At 31.5% G+C, this 19,339-nt stretch carries 22 protein-coding genes and 1 pseudogene; 15 read left to right on the top strand and 8 right to left on the bottom strand.

Going from position 1 to position 19,339, the window contains the following annotated elements; translation table 11 throughout:
• Nucleotides 1-11 precede the first annotated feature (11 nt).
• A complete protein-coding gene (locus EKQ63_RS14480) occupies nt 12-689 on the top strand; it encodes an ABC transporter ATP-binding protein (protein WP_000447846.1) in 678 nt (225 codons plus the stop codon).
• Between the two features lie 295 nt (nt 690-984).
• Here EKQ63_RS14480 and EKQ63_RS14475 read toward each other — a convergent pair whose 3' ends face one another.
• Nucleotides 985-1,167, bottom strand: a complete 183-nt coding sequence (locus EKQ63_RS14475; protein ID WP_071716333.1) for a hypothetical protein — start codon at nt 1,165-1,167, stop codon at nt 985-987.
• Nucleotides 1,168-1,369: 202 nt separating this feature from the next.
• On the opposite strand from EKQ63_RS14475, the gene EKQ63_RS14470 reads away from it, so the two are divergent.
• The 3 genes from EKQ63_RS14470 to EKQ63_RS14460 are packed head-to-tail and all read left to right on the top strand — an operon-like array spanning nt 1,370 to nt 5,131.
• Entirely contained in the window at nt 1,370-2,449 is a 1,080-nt protein-coding gene (locus tag EKQ63_RS14470) for a spore germination protein GerXB (protein WP_143881180.1), read from the top strand.
• A gap of 56 nt (nt 2,450-2,505) precedes the next feature.
• Nucleotides 2,506-3,984: a spore germination protein GerXA gene (locus EKQ63_RS14465; protein WP_071716335.1), complete on the top strand. Its 1,479-nt coding sequence runs from the start codon at nt 2,506-2,508 to the stop codon at nt 3,982-3,984.
• Complete coding sequence (locus EKQ63_RS14460; RefSeq protein ID WP_143881179.1) at nt 3,971-5,131, top strand: spore germination protein GerXC; 1,161 nt, start codon at nt 3,971-3,973, stop codon at nt 5,129-5,131. Before EKQ63_RS14465 ends, EKQ63_RS14460 begins: the two co-directional genes overlap by 14 nt.
• Nucleotides 5,132-5,201: 70 nt before the next feature.
• Here the strand turns inward: EKQ63_RS14460 and EKQ63_RS14455 are convergent.
• The 3 genes and pseudogenes from EKQ63_RS14455 to EKQ63_RS14445 form a co-directional block, all read right to left on the bottom strand.
• A pseudogene (locus EKQ63_RS14455) lies at nt 5,202-5,345 on the bottom strand (class A beta-lactamase); the annotation flags it as partial.
• A gap of 458 nt (nt 5,346-5,803) precedes the next feature.
• Nucleotides 5,804-7,276, bottom strand: coding sequence for a sensor histidine kinase (locus EKQ63_RS14450; protein WP_087953526.1), 1,473 nt, complete (start codon nt 7,274-7,276; stop codon nt 5,804-5,806).
• On the bottom strand, nt 7,269-7,934 hold the full coding sequence (locus EKQ63_RS14445) for a response regulator transcription factor (protein WP_000800744.1): 666 nt from the start codon (nt 7,932-7,934) through the stop codon (nt 7,269-7,271). Before EKQ63_RS14445 ends, EKQ63_RS14450 begins: the two co-directional genes overlap by 8 nt.
• 440 nt (nt 7,935-8,374) lie before the next feature.
• On the opposite strand from EKQ63_RS14445, the gene EKQ63_RS14440 reads away from it, so the two are divergent.
• A complete protein-coding gene (locus EKQ63_RS14440; protein ID WP_087997283.1) occupies nt 8,375-9,067 on the top strand; it encodes an HAD family hydrolase in 693 nt (230 codons plus the stop codon).
• 189 nt (nt 9,068-9,256) lie between these two features.
• Here EKQ63_RS14440 and EKQ63_RS29920 read toward each other — a convergent pair whose 3' ends face one another.
• The gene (locus EKQ63_RS29920; RefSeq protein ID WP_173601619.1) at nt 9,257-9,412 is read right to left on the bottom strand and encodes a hypothetical protein; all 156 of its coding nucleotides are present in this window, start codon (nt 9,410-9,412) and stop codon (nt 9,257-9,259) included.
• 499 nt (nt 9,413-9,911) lie between these two features.
• Here EKQ63_RS29920 and EKQ63_RS14435 point away from each other — a divergent pair, with 499 nt between their 5' ends.
• From EKQ63_RS14435 to EKQ63_RS14410, 6 genes are all read left to right on the top strand, one after another.
• Nucleotides 9,912-10,415, top strand: a complete 504-nt coding sequence (locus EKQ63_RS14435; protein WP_173601620.1) for a MepB family protein — start codon at nt 9,912-9,914, stop codon at nt 10,413-10,415.
• A 138-nt stretch (nt 10,416-10,553) separates the two neighbouring features.
• On the top strand, nt 10,554-11,321 hold the full coding sequence (locus EKQ63_RS14430; RefSeq protein ID WP_087953529.1) for an arylamine N-acetyltransferase family protein: 768 nt from the start codon (nt 10,554-10,556) through the stop codon (nt 11,319-11,321).
• Between the two features lie 157 nt (nt 11,322-11,478).
• On the top strand, nt 11,479-12,132 hold the full coding sequence (locus EKQ63_RS14425; RefSeq protein WP_087953530.1) for a YdeI/OmpD-associated family protein: 654 nt from the start codon (nt 11,479-11,481) through the stop codon (nt 12,130-12,132).
• Between the two features lie 125 nt (nt 12,133-12,257).
• Nucleotides 12,258-13,373 (top strand): NAD(P)/FAD-dependent oxidoreductase, encoded by a 1,116-nt coding sequence (locus EKQ63_RS14420; RefSeq protein WP_143881178.1) that lies wholly within the window; start codon nt 12,258-12,260, stop codon nt 13,371-13,373.
• A 204-nt stretch (nt 13,374-13,577) separates the two neighbouring features.
• Nucleotides 13,578-14,018, top strand: coding sequence for an NUDIX hydrolase (locus EKQ63_RS14415; protein WP_087997285.1), 441 nt, complete (start codon nt 13,578-13,580; stop codon nt 14,016-14,018).
• 333 nt (nt 14,019-14,351) lie between these two features.
• Entirely contained in the window at nt 14,352-15,014 is a 663-nt protein-coding gene (locus EKQ63_RS14410; RefSeq protein WP_173601659.1) for a protein kinase family protein, read from the top strand.
• 104 nt (nt 15,015-15,118) lie between these two features.
• On the opposite strand, the gene EKQ63_RS14405 is transcribed toward EKQ63_RS14410, so the two are convergent.
• Nucleotides 15,119-15,298 carry a hypothetical protein gene (locus EKQ63_RS14405; RefSeq protein ID WP_103626718.1) on the bottom strand — a complete coding sequence of 60 codons (180 nt, stop codon included), beginning with the start codon at nt 15,296-15,298 and terminating at the stop codon, nt 15,119-15,121.
• 91 nt (nt 15,299-15,389) lie between these two features.
• A complete protein-coding gene (locus EKQ63_RS14400) occupies nt 15,390-15,647 on the bottom strand; it encodes a hypothetical protein (protein WP_087953534.1) in 258 nt (85 codons plus the stop codon).
• A gap of 136 nt (nt 15,648-15,783) precedes the next feature.
• Here EKQ63_RS14400 and EKQ63_RS14395 point away from each other — a divergent pair, with 136 nt between their 5' ends.
• The 4 genes from EKQ63_RS14395 (at nt 15,784) to EKQ63_RS14380 (ending at nt 19,017) form a co-directional block, all read left to right on the top strand.
• A complete protein-coding gene (locus EKQ63_RS14395) occupies nt 15,784-17,214 on the top strand; it encodes a PQQ-dependent sugar dehydrogenase (RefSeq protein ID WP_143881177.1) in 1,431 nt (476 codons plus the stop codon).
• Between the two features lie 181 nt (nt 17,215-17,395).
• Complete coding sequence (locus tag EKQ63_RS14390; protein WP_087953536.1) at nt 17,396-17,962, top strand: YybS family protein; 567 nt, start codon at nt 17,396-17,398, stop codon at nt 17,960-17,962.
• A gap of 33 nt (nt 17,963-17,995) precedes the next feature.
• Entirely contained in the window at nt 17,996-18,559 is a 564-nt protein-coding gene (locus tag EKQ63_RS14385; protein WP_087953537.1) for a GNAT family N-acetyltransferase, read from the top strand.
• Nucleotides 18,560-18,636: 77 nt separating this feature from the next.
• Nucleotides 18,637-19,017: a nucleotide excision repair endonuclease gene (locus EKQ63_RS14380; RefSeq protein WP_001048948.1), complete on the top strand. Its 381-nt coding sequence runs from the start codon at nt 18,637-18,639 to the stop codon at nt 19,015-19,017.
• A gap of 53 nt (nt 19,018-19,070) precedes the next feature.
• Here EKQ63_RS14380 and EKQ63_RS14375 read toward each other — a convergent pair whose 3' ends face one another.
• The gene (locus EKQ63_RS14375; RefSeq protein WP_087953538.1) at nt 19,071-19,277 is read right to left on the bottom strand and encodes a hypothetical protein; all 207 of its coding nucleotides are present in this window, start codon (nt 19,275-19,277) and stop codon (nt 19,071-19,073) included.
• Between the last annotated feature and the right edge of the window lie 62 nt (nt 19,278-19,339).

Below are 19,339 nucleotides of genomic sequence, written 5' to 3'. Positions count from 1 at the left end.
GGAGGCGCGATATGGAAACGATTTTACAATTTAAAAACTTGGATTATTATTATGAAAGTAATGGAAAAAATGTAGCGATACTAGACAATGTTAACTTTTCTTTTCAAAAAGGTCATTTCTACACAATTTTAGGACCATCCGGATCTGGAAAAACCACAACTCTAAGCTTAGGTTGTGGACTGGATGTCCCTAAAAATGGTTACGTACTGTATAATGGCAAAGATATTCGAAAAATTGGTTTGGATCGATACCGTAATCAAAATGTATCTGTAATTTTCCAATCTTATAATTTGATTACCTATATGACTGCTCTTCAAAATGTCCTAACAGCAATGGAAATTACAGGTGTCAAAGTGAAAAATAAGATGGTAAGGGCATTAGAATTATTAGAGAAAGTAGGACTCACAGAAGTTGAAGCGAAACGAAACGTCCTGCAACTAAGTGGCGGGCAACAACAACGTGTAGCAATTGCTCGAGCGTTATCTTGTAATGTTGATTTACTTATTGCAGATGAACCGACAGGAAACCTCGACGAAGAAACGGCAATGGATATTATAGAACTGTTTCAAGAACTTGCACATAAAGAGAATAAATGTATTATTGTTGTAACGCATTCACAGGAAGTTGCTAAAAAATCAGATCGTGCAGTGTATTTAAGTAAGAAGAAGTTGGTCGTAAACCAAATCTAATACAAACATCTTAGCTTTTTAATTCACATAATTTTCAAATATCACTCATTTCAAAAGCTTATATTTGATATATAATAAAATCAAGCCATAATCAAAATGGTCTCCCTGTATTGAATGTTACGTTATTTTGTTGTTTCCTTTTTAACTAAATTTGAAAAAGAACTTGTAGGATATTCTACAGGTTCTTTTTGCTATGATCAGTTACCTATATTATTGAAGAATTACATATAAAAAACGGGACAGTAATTAGATCTATGATCTAATTACTGTCCCGTTTAACTGTTTATCTGCATAGTTATTGAAGAATTAAACCTATTATCATAATTAAACTAAATACTATCATCCAGCCAAATGCACAATAGCCGAAGATTCTAATCCATTTAGGTAATTGATTCATGTTAATTTTATTTGTGGGAACTCCTTGCATAGAAAACATCATTTTTTGATCTCTATCTCTATTATTTTGTTGTTCATACATAACATCATCACCTTTCTAGAACTATTGTGTTTATAGTATACCTGCCTAAAGAAATTATGTATAGAATAGAAGGAGCTAACTTACATCTAATGTAAAAAAAGTTTAATTGTCCATGTCTCTAAGTGCTAACCATTTGGAATAAAGAAGTAATGTATCAGTTATACTATGTAATATTTCTTCATTACTAAACATGGTGGTAAGTATGAATAAGCAAACAATTACTTTATTTCAAGTTTCTATGATACTCATTGGTAGTATTGGGATAATTAATCATGTCATTATGATTCCTATGTTATTAGATACATCAGGTAGAGATTCGTGGATCTCTATCATATTAGTAAGCATCCTATACTTGCTTTGGATTTCAATAATATTCATCATATATAAAAAAATAAAAAATGAACATTTGTTTTTGTGGCTAAAAAATAATTTCGGGAAATTCAGTGTATATCCAATCATATTCATAGTTGCACTTTATTTAATAACGATTGGTGTCGTTGCACTAAAAGAAACCTTAACCTTTTTCTCTTTTTATTTACCAGAAACACCTCACTTTGTATTAGGAATACTTTTTTTGTTGATTTGTCTCTATAATGCTACAAAAGGAATTCAATCTATTGCACTTACAACAGGTGTTTTGTTGCCAATTGTATTTTTACTTGGTTTTTTTGTAATGTTTGCAAATGTTCCACATAAAGATTATTCTTTACTTCAGCCAATGATGGAAAATGGAATGAATCCAATATTTAGGGGGATGGTTTATCCTGCAGCAGGATTTCTAGAATTAATTTTTATTCTTTTTTTACAACATCATATTTGTTCAAAAGTAAAATTATATCAATTGATTGCTTTAGGTATTGTTATTATTGGTATCACAATAGGCCCAGTTATGGCAGCTATTATAGAATTTGGTCCTTTCGCAGCAGCAAACCAACGATATCCAGCATTTGAAGAATGGAGACTTGTGTCAATAGGAAGGTACATTGAAAATTTAGACTTTCTCTCCGTGTATCAGTGGCTTGTAGGGATCTTTATTCGTCTATCGCTTGTTGTTTTTCTCATTCCAGAATTGTTATCAATTACAAATCGGAAAACAAGAAATCGGGTTATGTTTGCAATACTTTCATGTATTTTAGTAATAAGTATACTACCCATCAGTGACTCTAGTTTCTATTGGTTTGTATCTCAAATTGTTTTGCCAGTTTCAGCAATAGGACTATTTTTGTTTTCTATATTACTAATGGTGTTTGTATGGGTTGTTAAATTTAAGAAAAGCTCTTGAAAGAGTATGAGTATATAATTTATATGAGGTTGCTGAGTTTGAAGGAGACAACGTAGATGAACAAACGAGTAGAATTAAACGAGAAGGTAATACTAGAGTGGTTTGAAGGATGCAACGATGTAAAAATAATAAAGCATGAATTGGACGAGGAAGAAAAAACGAGTTCAGTATTGTTTATGTATTGTCAAAACTTAATTGATAATACAAAATTAAAACAAGCCACATCATCTCAAGTTTGCAAAAAGCTTTTAAGTAATTCTATAGAAGAATTTAACCTTTCAACATTAATTCCTCAGTTATCAGTAAAAAAATTAGATATAGTAAATTCGAATGAAACTATATCTAAAATTATATTTGAAGGTAACCTCCTCATTATTTTTGAAGAATATAAACAAGGGTATATAGTTGATATTGCCCAAATACCTACAAGATCAGTTGAGCAAACAAATACAGAGATGACCATTCGTGGTGGACGTGATGGATTTGTTGAAGAGTTAAACACAAATATAGGATTAATTAGAAAAAGGCTAAAAACAAGTTCTCTTAGTTATGAAGAATTTATTATTGGAGAAAGAACACAAACTAAAGTAGCCCTCTTGTATTTAAAAGATATTGCATCCCAAGATATCATTAATCAAGTTCGATTAAAATTAAGACAAATTAAAATAGATGGGATTGTTTCAAGTGCACAGATTGAAGAATTAATTACAAACAATCAATTTAGTGTATTTCCTTTAGTTGAATATACAGGACGTCCTGATTATGCTGTGAATTGTTTGTTGTATGGGCGTTTTATTTTATTAGTCGAAGGGTCACCGACAGCCACTATTGCTCCAGTTACGTTTCCTTTTTTTGTGAATACATCTGAAGATCAAGATTTTTTCTATATATTCGGTAGCTTTGTACGGCTTGTAAGTCTTTTGGGGATAGCAATTTCTATATTTCTTCCAGGAATTTGGATAGCATTAATTACATATCATCCAGATCAGATTCCCTATACGTTGTTAGCTACATTAAGCTTATCAAGAGAAGGGATTCCTTTTCCTGCTCCTTTAGAAGGGCTAATAATGATGACCTTATTTGAAGTTTTGAGGCAAGCAGGATTGCGTGTTCCTGCGGTATTTGGTCAAACATTATCTGTGGTAGGGGGATTGATTATTGGACAAGCCGCTATTAGTGCTGGAATTGTTTCAGCATCTATGGTCATTATAATAGCAATCTCGGTTGTTTCGACATTTGCTTTAACTAATCAGTCGGTAACAGGGATAATAAGTATATTGCGATATATAGTATTTGTAGTGTCTTCTTTATTAGGTATAGTAGGATTTATCTTCTGTGTTCTTGTGATGGCGATACATGTAGTGAATTTACGATCTTTTGGAGTCCCATTCTTTACACCATATTCACCCCCTGTATTTAAAAGTATGCTAGCAGCCACATTTAGAATTCCTTTCACGTATATGAAAAAAAGACCTGAAGAATTGCATACGCAAGATAATACAAGGAAAAGAGAGAGTACAGATGAAGAAAAATAAAAGAATAGTTGTATTTCTTTTTATGATGTGTACGTTTCTAACAGGGTGTTGGGATCAAAGAGAGTTGCATCACGTTCTATATATAAATAGTCTAGGTATCGATTTTAAAGATAATAATTATATCATCCGTCCGCAATTTATTAATTTCTCTAACATAGCTAAACAAGAAGGGAGCACTACCCGTAATTATAGCCAGGCCTATATTGGAAAGGGAAAAGGCTCCATTTTAGATGAGGCAGCATTTGATTTTTATAAGGGGGCTCAACAAGAAATCTCATGGGAGCATCTCAAAACAATTGTTGTAACAGAGCGATTTTTAAAACATGGTGACATAAATCAATTTAATGATTTTTTCTCTCGTTTTTTTCAATTTCGAGATACTATGTGGATATTTGGAACTAAGGAACCTTTAGAAAATATATTAGCGAACAATAATATTTTAAATATTTCTCAATTATATACAATCATTAATTTACCAAAAGAGATAACCAAGCAATATACAATAATAGATCCTTTACCTTTATATAAATTTCAAAGAAATTATTATGAACCTGGGATGACAACTCGTATTCCTTTCTTAGCTACGACTAAAGCATATTGGAAAAAAGGGCATACATCATTTCCAATGTTAAAATTTAGTGGTTATGGTTTTATAAGTGATAAATCCTATATAAATCATTTAAACAGCCATGATATTGCTGGGATTCGTTGGACGGATGGAAATACGAAACGAGCTCCATTACTTTTAAAATTTAATCAGAAAATTATTGGACATATAGTATTGAAAAACCCGAAGATAGATACAAAACATTTTGTGAAAAATGGAAAGTTACGCATACTTATGAACATCCATTTCGATGCTGATATTTTTCAATTAATACACTCTATGCCCGTAAATGATATTAAAAAAATTGCAGAGGCCCAAGTTGAAAAAGAAATTAAAACAACGTACCGAAAAGGAATCGAAAGAGGGATTGACACGTATCAGTTATCACATTCTTTATATCGTCAGAATAATAAATTATGGAAAAAACACGAAAAAGAGGGAGGGGTATTTCTTCAAAATAAAGAATTAGATTTAAATGTCTCGATTAATATAGCTACAAATGGAAAATCTAAAAATAAGCGTAATATGATTGAGCATTAGAATGGTTGAAAGTGAAAGGAAACATAAAATATTAACTCTAAATAAGTGATTCGAACGTGAAAGACCATTCTGTATTTTCATGTTTGGTTTGTTTCGATGGTTCGGATTGAATATTACTATTAGAACAGCCTATAAGCGTTACACATGAAAGTAATACTACAGGTAGTATCTTTTTATAATGTGCAATGTGAAAAAACTTCTTTGAAACTATCATATATTTTCAATTTCTTTCAAGAATATATGGATTTTGTATAGGTTTTTACATACCTATACAATTAACAAATGCACTGGATAGCACTCCTCTTGTACAAAATGAGAGGACTACCAAGAACACCTTTTTTATACTTAATAGACAATCTTAGTAACACATTTGTTCCATTTATGATTAAGCTTTTTAATATATCTATTATCTTTGTTTTTAAGCATCGCAAACTCCATTTTTTTGCACTCCATTTAAATTAATATGGATTTAGAGTGAGTTTTTCTTGTAACGGGAATTTCAATTGGATAGCGCATATATAACAACCTCGTCTCGGATAGAATAAGGAATAACAACTACTGATTTCATTTTAAAGTTGGATGGTAGAAATAAAGAGCTTAAAAAACGAAAAGTCCCCCTAATTGATTCCTAATAAGATTATACTTGCTACAAAAACAAACAAACTCGCCATACTAAGAGGGGAGTTTGTTTGTTTGTTTTTTAGATAAAGGAATGTTCATGCAAAATTGCACACTATGTTCCATATTTTTTATAGTATACTTTATATTTAACGTTTCAAGAATTTGTTTAACAATATATAGTCCCAAACCACTTCCCCCAGTATTTCGATTCCTTGATTTTTCAATTCGATAAAATGGTTTGAAAATTTGTTGTATATCTTCATCTTTAATATTGACACCTGTATTTATAATTTGCATTTTGATTTGACCATGTTTAGAATCATTATTTAACTTGATATAGACTTTTTCATCATGTGGTGAATACATAACTGCATTATGGATAATATTTTTACATGCTTTTTCAAATAGAACACGATCTGTATAAACAGAAAAGTCAGAGTCAATTTCTTTTATTATTTGGATGCTTTTTTGAGAAGCGAAAAATTCGAGATCTTTTGTGATTGTACCTAATAACTTTGAAAGATTAACTTCTTCTATTTTTAGTTTAAAAGTGTGTTGTTCTAACTTTGACATACTTAAAATTTCACGAACTAATTGTTGCATACTTTCAATAATTTGATGATTTTTCTTTAAATATTGATCACGATTTTGATAAGGGCCAATATTGTATATCATCCCTTCTAAGTACCCTTTCATTACAGTAAGAGGGGACTTTAATTCATGTGCTACAATCGCAAAAAACTCTCTGCGTTTTGTTTCTATTTCTCTTTCTTTTTCAATATCATTTTTTAGTTGTTCATTTGCTTTTTTTAAATCGAACATAGCTTGTTGTAAGTTAATAGACATGTCGTTCAAACTATTAGATAACTCTCCTAACTCATCTGTAGAGCGAACCTCAATTTTTTCGGAGAAATCTAAATTTGCCATCTTTTGTGCACCTTCATTAATATAAATTAGTGGCTTTGTAATAAACCTGGAATAGAAATAAGCACTCCCTATACCAATTACGAGCACAATGATACTAATATAGGGGAGAAAGCGCACTAATACCTGCGAAGCTTCATCAATCGGTTGAAATGTTGCGAACACTACAAGCGTTAAACTACCATCTTGGAATTGAATTGGTTCCGTAACATTATATGAATTGCTAATGGTACCTGCATTCTCAAATCGTGTGGCTTTAGTAACTACTGTTGTTTGTGTACCACTTTGAATAAAAGAAAATGAAGGCGAGTAAATAATTACTCCTTCTTTATTTTGAAGCGAAAGCATCGCGTTATTTTTTTTTGCGTATTCATCAAAAAGTGGTATCGCATCTTGAAACGTAAGATTTTTGGACTTATCAATTATTTCTTTTATCCCTGTTTGAAGTTGATCTGTTTTGTATTGCTCATAAAACGTAGGAAGAAAGAAATATAAAGTTAAATAAATCAACACTGCAAAGGATAACAAAATGAGGGATGTAGTCATAAAGAGTTTATAAGTAATTCGTTTCATCTTCATGATTTTTAAAATTTTATTCATCAACTTTATAACCAATACCCTTTATTGTTTTAATGTAGGGGATAGCTAGTTTTTTACGTAGGTTTTTAATATGTGTATCAATTATTCGTGTTTCTCCAAAATAATCGTATCCCCAAACTTTCTCTACGATATTTTCTCTTGTCAGTACTTTTCTCTCATTTTGAAATAGTAGTTGTAGAATTTCGAACTCTTTTGTCGTTAAGAAAATTTCAACATCATCTACATATACTCGATATGCATCAACATCAATGCGTACTTCTTTAAATATCAAATGATTATTTACATTGTTATCATAACTTCTTCTAAGTACAGCTTCGACTCGTCTAATCAAAACATGAAACGAAAAGGGTTTTGTTATATAATCATCAATCCCAAGATCGAACCCTTTCATTTGATCTTCCTCTTCTTCTAACGCAGTTAGCATAATAATTGGTATGTTTGACTGACTTCGAATCATTTTAGCAACTTCAAATCCATTAAGATTGGGCATCATTACATCTAGAAGAACTAAATCAAAGGATTGCTTATTAAATTGTGTCATACCCTCTAGTCCATCTGAAGCAACTACCACTGTATACTGTTGTGTCATTAAAAATTGTTTAATTAATTCCTGAATTTCCTGATCGTCCTCAACCACGAGGATATGATAGTTTTTCATAATATCACCTCTGGTAGTCATTATAGCCGTACTATCTGTAGTTTATGTGGAGATACAATAGGAAACTTTATAAGACGTTTAACGTATTAACTCCATTTTCAAGATTGTGTATTCTCCGTAAAAAGGATTATTACCGATCTTCCTTTTTTATGGGGGGATATTTGTGTGCTTGAAAAAACTTATCATATAAAAAGTTGAACGATTAATATTTACGAAAAACTAATGTATAATAATGTAAATTACATGTAGTTTTTTTTAACTGTTTGAAAATACACTTTCGATACTTTACTAGAAGGGAGATGAGTTTAAATATAAAAGAAGCAAGCGAAATTCTAGAGCGTACGCCACAAACTTTGTAGTTTTTTTGCTAATTTAGTAAAGGTCTAAGATGCGAACTAAGGATTATTTAAATCATGTGAGAAAGGTTGTGAATTTATTTAATGGGTTATAAAGCTATGCTGTTTGATTTAGATGATACGTTACTTAATAGGGATAAGGCAGTAGATAAATTGTTTTTATTTGTTTTAGAAAAGTGTTATGAGAATGTTAGTGATACAGTTAAAAACAATATGCTACGAAAATTTAAAGAATATGATAAAAGGGAATACGGCATGAGTGATAAAACGATAGTTTTAGAATCATTGTTTGATGAATTCCCACCAAAGTATAGGTTACAACGCAATTATATCCAAGATTTTTGGAATCATAATTTCCCTAAATGTTTTTCAATAGACAAAAATACTATTCATTTCTTACATCATATAAAGAAGCACTTTGAAGTTGGAATTATAACAAATGGCTCAACTCAAAGGCAAAAGGCTAAAATAAGTAACACGAATTTAAACAATTACTTTGATACGATCATTATTTCTGAAGAAGTGGGATTTAGTAAACCTGATAAGCGTATATTTGAACTAGCATTAAATAAGCTTAATGTACAACCAGAAGATGTATTATTTATTGGAGATGACTTAGAAAAGGATATTGCTGGTCCTCAAAATGTAAATATAAAAGGGATATGGTTTAATCCTCATAGAATCACAAATAAGACTGAAATAAAACCGTATTCTGAGATTGACACTTTTGATAGTTTATTAAGTTATATTACTCCGCATTTTTTTTATAATAAGTAAAAATATTGCGGAGTAATGAATTTTTATATTCTAAACAAATAATTAAGAAAGATTTCATTTACCGCATTGTAAGTAAAAACAAAGAAACACTTAAAGTTTTACTTAAGGGCAGTGACTTTATGGAAACACTCATTACTGGTAAATGTTTAAGAAATAAACAAACTAAAAATACAAGTAAGGAATGTATTCTTAATCTCGCATTGCCCCCGCTTCTCGAGAAGTCATTGCTCCTTGTCCTGCTCTTACATCATTTTGAATTTCTTGTTTTACTTTTTGCGCATCAGTTGTAGCAAAATCTGATTTCATATTAGAAGCAGACTTTATAGCTTTTTTAAGGTGTTGCATACAAACCCTCCTCAATTTAATACTTTACAAACTTATTATTTACAAAAATACACTCTTCATCCCACGAATAGTTAAACACATTTTATTTAAAGTAAAGTGGGAATTATAAAAAGAAGAGTAAGGACAAGTGACAAGGGTTTGAATATGATTACATGCAGCGGAAAAATCTATTCAATATAGACGCTTTGTACAGAAAATTACCCCATAAGGCATTTATACAAGGCAAGAAACAAGAATAAGAAACGCTAATGATGTATTGGTGGCTACATGATATGGATGGAGACAATGGTTATTGGAAAGAGTATTTAGCGACAACATATCCTGAAGTGTTTGCATAAAAAAACCTCCAAATGGAGGCTTTTTTATTTAAGTAAAAAGTAAATTAAAGTAATAATTATATCTTCCCTTTTTCATGTCACTCATGATTATATACATTCTATACAATGTAGAAGAACTGATGTTTGTGTTAAACTAAGAAATGAACAAAGGGGGAGTTTTCTTGAACAATTATAATGATACGATCCGAAATTTAGACAATATAGTTTACAAACCTATTAATTTAATGATAACGAATGTAAAAGAAGAAAAGCAAAACGTAGAATATGCAGGATGTATATTTCACTTAAATAACAAAACCATTCGTTTTAGAAAATCAAAAATTACTCCTAATAAAATTGGTCAATTTGTTTCTTTTTGGGAGAAAGATGACAATATGCAAAATCAAGCGTTTTCTTATGACGCTGCTCCTGACTTATTAGTTATCAATTGTATAGATGATAATAAACTAGGACAATTTATTTTCCCAAAAGAGATTCTTCTTAAGGAAAAAATCTTGAGAACACAAAACCAAAAAGGCAAGATGGCTATGAGAATTTATCCTATATGGGATAACCCTGTCAGCAATCAAGCTAAAAAGAGCCAAATGTGGCAGCTTCAGTATTTTGTTGATTTAAGCGATCATAATAATTTACCTATAGACAAACTATTACATTTGTATTCGTAGCTTCTTATCTTAAGTAATCTTGTTGGTTAGAATTTTTGTACCGGTACAGTTAAACGAAATGTACATTGTTTCAGTACCCTATCAAAATTACAATCAGTATATACTATTTTAACTTATACATTTTAAGGGGTGCTGACTATGACAAGTCTACAACATAAGCTTTTTACAAGATTGAATTTTGCAAAGCGTACTGAAGTGAAATTTGAGGAATTAAATACAATTCTCTTTGCATTTGCACACACTATACCATTTGAGAATTTAGATGTTATAGCACGTAATACGAATACAATTACTATGGAAAATTTACAGGATAAAATTTTAACTAGATCCCGCGGTGGACTTTGTTATGAATTAAATACTCTTTTTTACTACTTTTTAAAAGATTGTGGTTATGATGTACGACTCGCATTAGGTACCGTATATAAAAATGATATAAAGGCATGGGCACTTGAGGATGGACATATAACGATTATTCTAAATTATGATAACGTACGATACGTAATTGATGTAGGTATCGCTTCATTAGTACCTCTAGTCCCGGTACCTTTTACTGGTGAGCCTGTTTCTTCTAAAAATGGTACGTATCGAGTGAGACGAAAAGATACGAGTAAAGGGAATTACGTTCTAGAAAGAAAAGATACGAACGGTGAGTGGAAAGTATGTCATGCTTTTTATAATCGTATCATTGATGAGGCAGTAGTGTATGATGTTCAAAAAAGAGTAGTAGAAGATGAGAAATCTATTTTCAATAAAGGACCGATTGCAGTCAAATTGACGGAATCTGGCCATGTCTCTTTAACCAATACTAGTTTCACTGAAATAGTTCATGGTGAAAAAACGAAACGTGAAATTACAGAAGATCAATATAGAGAGCTTTTATATACTTTATTTGCTATTGAGTTATGATAACACAAATAGCTAGCCGGTTCTTGTTCAGAACCGGCTATTTTATTAATTTTAATTTAAAACAACTATTAAAGTTTGATTTTCTTAATAGATATAATACACTAGAACAGTATGAAAAATTATAAACAGTGAATTTTGAATGTAAAGGAAGATTTTCATGTCAATTATCGATAAATTGAAACTTAATAAGTATACGAATATGGTTGTTATTAATGAACCAAGTGATTACGAAGTTTTTAAAGGAAAAGAAACTGTATTTTCAAAAGAACACGATGCCATTTTTATTTTTGTAGAAACACTGGATGAAATGGTGAAACAAACGAATTATATTATTAGTAATGAAGAATTATTAATTGAAAAAGGATACGTATTCTTCGCATATCCGAAAAAAGGTAATTCTCGCTACAGTACGTTTATTCACCGTGATGAGATGTTTCCAGCATTAAACGTTGGAGAAGATGGATATGTGGGAGAAAGCGATATTAAATTTGCGCGAATGGTAAGTATGGATGATGTTTTTACTGTTGTAGGTTTAAAGCGTGAGAAGAAAAAAGCGACAAAAACGCCTGCAATGAGCCAATGTGTAGCTGATTATGCAGATCGAATTCAAGATGTTGAAGCTTTATTAGCAAATCACCCAAATGAACTTAAATTTTATCAAAGTTTAACACCTGGATACAAAAAAGATTGGGCACGTAATTTATTTTCTGTAAAACAAGAAAAAACACGTGAAAAACGTCTTGAGAAAATGATTGAAATTCTTTCGCAAGGATATAAAACAATTGAATTATTTCGTAAAAAGAAAAAGTAAGGCTAGGCAATTCATAATGATGCAACAATTAATTGCATTTGGCACATTGAAAAAAGGATTCCTTTCAGTATACTAAAGTATGTTCTTATATTTAAATAATTAGCAAAAGAGAAAAGGTGTTTGAAATGAAATCGTATATTGTAGTTGGAGCGGGTATTTTAGGAGCGTCTACTGCTTACCATCTTGCTAAGGCTGGCGCGAATGTTATTATCGTGGATCGTCAACAAGTAGGTCAAGCAACAGATGCAGCAGCAGGTATTGTCTGTCCATGGCTTTCGCAACGTCGTAATAAAGCATGGTATAAAATCGTTAAAGGCGGTGCACGTTACTATTCTTCGTTAATTCAGCAATTAGAAGATGACGGTGAAACGGACACAGGTTATAACCGTGTAGGTGCAATTAGTTTACATACCGATGAGAAAAAACTTGATCAAATGGAAGAGCGAGCGTACAAACGTCGTGAAGATGCCCCAGAGATTGGTGAAATCACTCGCTTATCAGCTGAAGAAACAAAAAAATTATTCCCAGCATTATCAGAAGAATTTAGTTCTGTTTATATTAGTGGTGCTGCAAGAGTAAATGGAAGATTATTACGTAATGCATTAATAAGCGCTGCGAAAAAACATGGTGCAACTTTTATAAAAGGAGATGCAGTATTAGTCCGTGAAGGTAATCATATTACGGGAGTTATAGTAAACGATGAAACTATTTTAGCAGAAAAGGTTATTGTAACTGCAGGTGCATGGGCGAACGAAATCTTAAACCCTTTAGGAATTAATTTCTTAGTTACGTTCCAAAAAGGACAAATTGTTCACTTGCAAATGGAAAATACAGCAACAGAAAATATGCCAGTTGTTATGCCGCCAAATGATCAATACATTTTAACATTTGACAATGGCCATGTCGTAATTGGTGCAACACATGAGAATGATACTGGTTTCGATCACCGTGTAACGGCTGGTGGTTTACATGAAGTATTCCATAAAGCATTAACAGTTGCACCTGGCTTAGAAGATGCTACTATGCTTGAGACGAGAGTTGGATTTAGACCGTTTACTCCAGGATTCTTACCTGTTATTGGACCGCTTCCTAACTTAGACGGTATTCTTGTTGCAAACGGATTAGGAGCTTCAGGTTTAACTGCTGGTCCATATTTAGGTTCAGAACTCGCTAAATTAGCGCTAGGACAACCAATTGAATTAGATTTAAACGATTATGACGTTGCAGGCGCAATTGAATAACACCGGGTATGAAAAAAATACACTAAGCAAATTTGATAGAAAATAAGCGTTTTTTTCTTCGTGAAGAATTGGACAGTTTATGAAAAATAAAATTCTTCAAAAATAGAGGGCTGACACCATAAACCTGCATTATTAATGTAGAATTATGATGTCGGCTCTTTATTCATATGTATTTAAAGCTTTTTTTCGAGAGGAGGTTAAGCAATGAGAGCACCATATCAAGTATTAATATTTCCTTATATAAAAAATTACGATTCTATTCAATATGCGATTTTCAACCGAAGTGATTATGGTTATTGGCAAGGCATAGCTGGTGGTGGAGAAGACGGTGAGATTCCTATTGAATCAGCAAGACGTGAAGCGTTTGAAGAGGCTGGTATTACAAGAGAATGTTCATATATACAATTAGATTCTGTGTCTTCACTACCAGTAGAGGATGTAGTTGGAGGATTCCTTTGGGGAGATGACGTTTATGTAATAAAAGAATTTTCTTTTGGAGTTAAAGTACCTACAAAAAACATCTCATTATCTAAAGAACACTTACATTATAAATGGTTATGCTTTGAGGAAGCCGTAACGTATTTGAAGTGGGATAGCAATAAAACAGCATTGTGGGAATTAAACAAAAGACTATTAAATCAATAAAAGTGTTAGCTAACAACGATAGTAGAAGAACAAGAATTGAACACTACTAAAAATCAAACATGGATTTGGCATGGTCAATGAACCAAGAGAACTTGCACTAAGAAAAGCTCTATACAGTTGCCTCTGAAAAAATGAAAATAGTTAGAATTATTTTTTTGTTGTATGGTTTTTGGCTCTGAATAGCGGAATACATATTAAGTATTCAACAGTTCAAATAAAACGAGCCATCTTTTTAATTGAAGAAGAAAGATGACTCGTTTTATGCTAAAATTCGCTTAGTGTATATTTTCGTTAAAATGTGGGTAAGCCCCTTTTAGCAAAACCGGAGTGGAAATGATGAGTGTAAATTGTTTTGTGGGATTGATAAAGGATGAATTATTAAAAGAGGTAATCATAAGAAGTGAGGATGAATTTGAGCCTGTAGTAGTTAAAGATATTCCTAGACTTTGGAAGTGTTTAGGGAAAGGTAATTATGCCGCAGTATTCATGCATAGCAAATACAAAGATTGGGTAGTGAAAGTTTACGCGCGAGAAGGAGAAGGAATTGAAAAAGAGTCAGAAGTATACCGCAGAATCGGAAATCATCCTTCTTATTCAAAGCTTATATATAAAGGAGAAAATTTTATAGTATTGAAACGTTTAAAAGAAATTACCTTATACGATGCTATTCATAAAGGAATTAAAATTCCTAAGCAGGTAATCCTTGATATAAATAAAGCTTTAGAGTATGCAAGGAAACAAGGATTAACTCCTTGTGATGTTCACGGAAAAAATGTGATGATGGAAAAAGGAAGGGGATATGTAGTCGATGTATCTGATTTCTTAAAAACAAAAGAAGATAGTAAGTGGAGAGACCTAGAAAAGGCATATTTTACATTTTATTTGCCTTTCATTTATAAATTGCCTTTCCCTGTTAAAATACCGTATTTTATGTTAAACATTGTTAGACGTTCGTATAGAAAATATAAGAAACTTAAAAAGAAATTCGAATTGTAAAAAGATCACATACTTATAAGTGGACCACTAGTAAACAAAAGGACCGTACATTTCTAAAATATACGGTCCTAATCTTATATATTTTTTTATTAGTTATTTCACTATCAATTCCAAAACGAGATATTTTGAATAAATGAAACCGTCAAAATAAGTGTTGATGCGGAACCAGTAGTTAATAACATTACTATTTTTCGTCCATTCTGTTCTTTTGAAGGTTTTATAAGTTCTGTAATCAACACAATCCATATTATTATAGAAACTATAGAAATAATATTTATAGACATATGTAACACATCCCTTCGTGTTTTTACATAAACATTTCTTTTTTTATAAATCAAAAGCAGTGTAACAATAAAATATGTATAGCATTACAAATCAATATTTTCCTGTTAAACCACCTTTTTTAAATAGAAATACGACTGATAAAACGATAACAACAGCCTTCAAACTGCCCCAATATGGATAAATAGCATGATCTGTAAGATTAGCATGCTGAAAAATGTTCTCTAATCCAAAAATCCCAATAATGACCGCTAAAAGAAAAGCAGCTTTTCCAATAGTTGTATTACGATAGAGGGTAAATAAATATAGTGCAAATATAAGTGGTAAGATGATTTGTAGTAAAAGTGTCATAAGTAGCCCCCTAGTTTATTTATAATTACATTATATACAGAATTGTAATAAAAAGGAATGCTACTTATTTGATACTAATGAGATCACTCTAATCATACTCTTCTATTAAAAAGAATATAAAGGGGTGTAAAGTTAATTGACAAAAGTTAAGGTTCATTTACGACCCATTGTTCATAACATAAATTTACCGACTGTCATAAAAACAGCAATACTTCCAGGTGAATCAGTTGAAAGACTATTTATCGCAACCCAATTAGGAGAGGTGTTTTACATAGGAGACGGAGATATAAAGACATTTTTAAATATTCGTCACCGAATTATTAAATTAGGTACATTTGAAGAAGGTGTTGCTAGTAGCGGCTATGATGAACGTGGATTGCTTGGACTAGCATTTCATCCACAATTTAATCATAACGGTTTATTTTATCTTCATTATTCAGTAGCTGGAACTCAAGGACCCGGTGCACTTTCTGAACAATTTAAACCGAATCCTTGTGACCCGAAAACGTTAAACTTAAAGTGGACAAATAGAGATACGCAATATGATCATATTGATACAATTGAAGAATGGATTTTACAATCAAACGGGCAACCTCAAAAACGAAGAACATTACTTAATATAAAACGCCCATTTTTTAATCATAATGGAGTAAATACTTTAAATTTTTCTCCAGAAACGGGAAAACTTGTTTTTACAAATGGAGATGGTGGGTCGGGTTATGATCCGTTTAATTTAAGTCAAGATGATTTAGAAATAGCGGGTAAAATAATTGAAATCGATGTAAGTAGAGATACATTCATAAATAATCCCCCAGTCGTTACACGCTTTAATGAACTTCCTCTATCTATACAAGAAACACTTACATTAATTGCGAAAGGTGTTCGTAATATAACCGGTATTTCATTCCAAAGATTTTATAATCAATATATCAAATACGCCGGTAATGTCGGGCAAGATATTGTAGAGTCTATTTTCTCATTTGTTCAATATAAACCAATTCCGGTTACCGAACTTATTAAAATGCATGTAATGAGATTGACTTCTAATCAAGATGGATTTATTAATTTTGGTTGGAGAGGATGGGAAGGAGAATTACCTACTTCTTTTATACAGCACTGTGCTGATAATCCTACTTTAGATGAGAGAACAATGGTTTATTATAATGAAACAATAGAATTATCCGCAAAGCGTATGCAGCCACTCATTAGTTATTTTCATAAAGACCCGAGACCAGATAAGTTTGGAGGAACTTCACTTACAGGCGTTCAGCCATATATGGGAACTGCAATCCCAAATTTATATGGTAGCGTTGTATTTACTGATCTTGCTAAGAAAGAAGAGTCCCGGCCACCAGTTAAAGGTGTTTTAGCATATATTAAAGCTGGTACAGACGGTAAACATACTGACTTTCATGTTATTGAAACCAATTATGATTTTGGTACGCAAGCAGCTTATTATATGAGTTTAGGAACAAATTTGGATCAAACTAGGTTATATTTAGGAGTTTACGGTTCTATGAAAGTAACTGATTTTAACAAAGGTACCATTTTTGAAATTATTCCTTAACACGATATACACTCGTAGTTTAATAATATAAAGAATTCACTTTGTTTTAAAACGTACAATTTATCCCCCTAAAAGCCTTTTATTGTATAGTAACTCATAACAAGTAGAAAGCAGCTCATAAACCAATAGTGTATGAATAAGATAGAAAGTGATGAATTAGATATCTTTAGGGGGAATTTTGATGAATCGGTTTGTACGTTATTGGTGCCAACTTATGATAGAGAATGATACGAACTTTGTTCATAAAAGAAAATTGTCCCTAGCAAATAAGTTAGTCATAACTGCTTTAATGAGTGCTTTGGCCACCATGTTTCAAGCAGCTGGAAACTTAATTCCTGGTATAGGATTATTCATTAGTCCTTTTGCGACATTACCAATTTTTTTGGCTATTTGCTACTCTATTCGTGAGGGAGTACTCTCTTATCTTCTTACTATTTTCCTATTATTTATTATTGAGCCTAGTGAACTAATTGTATTTCCCTTTACTACAGGCTTATTAGGTATAGCTTTAGGATTTTCCTTTATACAATTTAAGAGGAGAATTTGGGTGATTTCCTTTTCTGCGATTTGTCTACTTATAGGAATTATGATTGTTCTAGATCTTTTCCGTTTTCCCGTACTTGGTCCTGCTATTCATACAACTATGGATATAAAAATTATTTTATCTATATTTATACTGAGCTTTCTATACTGCTGGATCTATACAGGGCTTTGTAGAATATTGTTGAATAGAGTATATAGAGTATGATTTTAACACTTGTATAGAATGGAGACTTAAAACATGTATAACGTTGCAATTAGGAGACCAAATTTGGATGATTTAGAGGAACTTCACTTATTTTTCCGTATAGTTATTACGAATACATATAAAGACGAAGGATTATCACAACTATTGGATGACATAGAAAATGAAATTAACATGAAAAAGCAATATTTGAAAACAGATTTTGATAGTAATGGAGAAAAACGTTACTTTTTATTAGCAATTGATACAAATAACGATAAAATCATTGGAACAATTGAAGTTGGTCCAGCAAGTACTTTGATTACTAGTTGTACAGGTGGTGTACTTAAGGATTTGTATGAAATAGGAACTGTATTTATACTTCCAGAGTATCAAAGAAAGGGTATCGGGAGTTTACTGCTACATACAATGTTTCTTACGTTACTTAGCAGAGGAATAACAGAATTCTGTTTAGATAGTGGATACAGAAAAGCGCAAAGTATATGGACAAAGAAGTTTGGAGAGCCTAGTTATGTACTGAAAGATTATTGGGGAGAATCAAGTGATCATATGATTTGGAAGAAGAGTTTACATGATACACCTATAATATTTGAATTATAAAATGAAATATGCCTCTGAACGTAGCTTTTCTTACATATGTATGCTATTATTTATCTTTATAATAAAAGAGGACGTGAATGAACTTGATTAAAATTAGTATCCCTGAAGTTGATGTTACAATTACTGAACGTAAACAAGTTATTAAAGGAGACGAGCCAAGAATTACGCCAATCAATGGTTTTATCGATTTCCACTTGTTCCCTAGAGATAAAGGCGGCATTTTTATGTTTTACAATATTAATGACGAACTACTTTTCGTAGGTAAAGCTCGTAAAATTAGACAACGTATTAAGAAGCATTTCGAAGACAATGTTTCACCAATTAAAAATCACCGTGATGAAGTATACCGCATTGATGCATGTATCGTAGAAGATCCAACAGAAAGAGAAATTTATGAAACATATATCATTAATGAATACAAAGCAAAATATAACGTTGATAAAGTATTCTATAAATAAGTAATAAAAAAAACAATCCTAGTAGATATACTGGGATTGTTTTTTATTTAAATTTATTCCTCATATTTTTCTCCTTTTTTTAAATGATTCGCAGCAATAAAGCAGCATACTCCTATACATATAAGTACAATTCCAATCATTTTATGTTTTCCCAAAAAGAAAGGAATATCAGAAATAACATTTGTCATACATAATCCTACAAACACAAGGATCGGTCCTAGCCAAAGTAATACATTTCCGAATTTTGTATGCTTCCACATAATAACCCTCCTCAATCCTCTTTACATATATATCCATAAAATGAAAGTAAATTCATAGAGAA

Origin of the sequence: Bacillus sp. BD59S (assembly GCF_007363175.1) — a bacterium.
Lineage (GTDB): Bacteria > Bacillota > Bacilli > Bacillales > Bacillaceae_G > Bacillus_A > Bacillus_A pacificus.
This window is presented reverse-complemented; position numbering and strand designations above follow the sequence as displayed.

What these genes read in the sequence shown, in the direction of transcription:
- EKQ63_RS14465 (WP_071716335.1), top strand. Translation starts at nt 2,506, where the DNA reads ATGAACAAACGAGTAGAATTAAACGAGAAGGTAATACTAGAGTGGTTT.
- EKQ63_RS14445 (WP_000800744.1), bottom strand. Translation starts at nt 7,934, where the DNA reads ATGAAAAACTATCATATCCTCGTGGTTGAGGACGATCAGGAAATTCAG.
- EKQ63_RS14415 (WP_087997285.1), top strand. Translation starts at nt 13,578, where the DNA reads ATGAGAGCACCATATCAAGTATTAATATTTCCTTATATAAAAAATTAC.
- EKQ63_RS14430 (WP_087953529.1), top strand. Translation starts at nt 10,554, where the DNA reads ATGACAAGTCTACAACATAAGCTTTTTACAAGATTGAATTTTGCAAAG.
- EKQ63_RS29920 (WP_173601619.1), bottom strand. Translation starts at nt 9,412, where the DNA reads ATGCAACACCTTAAAAAAGCTATAAAGTCTGCTTCTAATATGAAATCA.
- EKQ63_RS14410 (WP_173601659.1), top strand. Translation starts at nt 14,352, where the DNA reads ATGATGAGTGTAAATTGTTTTGTGGGATTGATAAAGGATGAATTATTA.
- EKQ63_RS14480 (WP_000447846.1), top strand. Translation starts at nt 12, where the DNA reads ATGGAAACGATTTTACAATTTAAAAACTTGGATTATTATTATGAAAGT.
- EKQ63_RS14400 (WP_087953534.1), bottom strand. Translation starts at nt 15,647, where the DNA reads ATGACACTTTTACTACAAATCATCTTACCACTTATATTTGCACTATAT.
- EKQ63_RS14460 (WP_143881179.1), top strand. Translation starts at nt 3,971, where the DNA reads ATGAAGAAAAATAAAAGAATAGTTGTATTTCTTTTTATGATGTGTACG.
- EKQ63_RS14440 (WP_087997283.1), top strand. Translation starts at nt 8,375, where the DNA reads ATGGGTTATAAAGCTATGCTGTTTGATTTAGATGATACGTTACTTAAT.
- EKQ63_RS14380 (WP_001048948.1), top strand. Translation starts at nt 18,637, where the DNA reads ATGAACTTGATTAAAATTAGTATCCCTGAAGTTGATGTTACAATTACT.
- EKQ63_RS14450 (WP_087953526.1), bottom strand. Translation starts at nt 7,276, where the DNA reads ATGAATAAAATTTTAAAAATCATGAAGATGAAACGAATTACTTATAAA.
- EKQ63_RS14385 (WP_087953537.1), top strand. Translation starts at nt 17,996, where the DNA reads ATGTATAACGTTGCAATTAGGAGACCAAATTTGGATGATTTAGAGGAA.
- EKQ63_RS14405 (WP_103626718.1), bottom strand. Translation starts at nt 15,298, where the DNA reads ATGTCTATAAATATTATTTCTATAGTTTCTATAATAATATGGATTGTG.
- EKQ63_RS14375 (WP_087953538.1), bottom strand. Translation starts at nt 19,277, where the DNA reads ATGTGGAAGCATACAAAATTCGGAAATGTATTACTTTGGCTAGGACCG.
- EKQ63_RS14420 (WP_143881178.1), top strand. Translation starts at nt 12,258, where the DNA reads ATGAAATCGTATATTGTAGTTGGAGCGGGTATTTTAGGAGCGTCTACT.
- EKQ63_RS14390 (WP_087953536.1), top strand. Translation starts at nt 17,396, where the DNA reads ATGAATCGGTTTGTACGTTATTGGTGCCAACTTATGATAGAGAATGAT.
- EKQ63_RS14475 (WP_071716333.1), bottom strand. Translation starts at nt 1,167, where the DNA reads ATGTATGAACAACAAAATAATAGAGATAGAGATCAAAAAATGATGTTT.
- EKQ63_RS14470 (WP_143881180.1), top strand. Translation starts at nt 1,370, where the DNA reads ATGAATAAGCAAACAATTACTTTATTTCAAGTTTCTATGATACTCATT.
- EKQ63_RS14425 (WP_087953530.1), top strand. Translation starts at nt 11,479, where the DNA reads ATGTCAATTATCGATAAATTGAAACTTAATAAGTATACGAATATGGTT.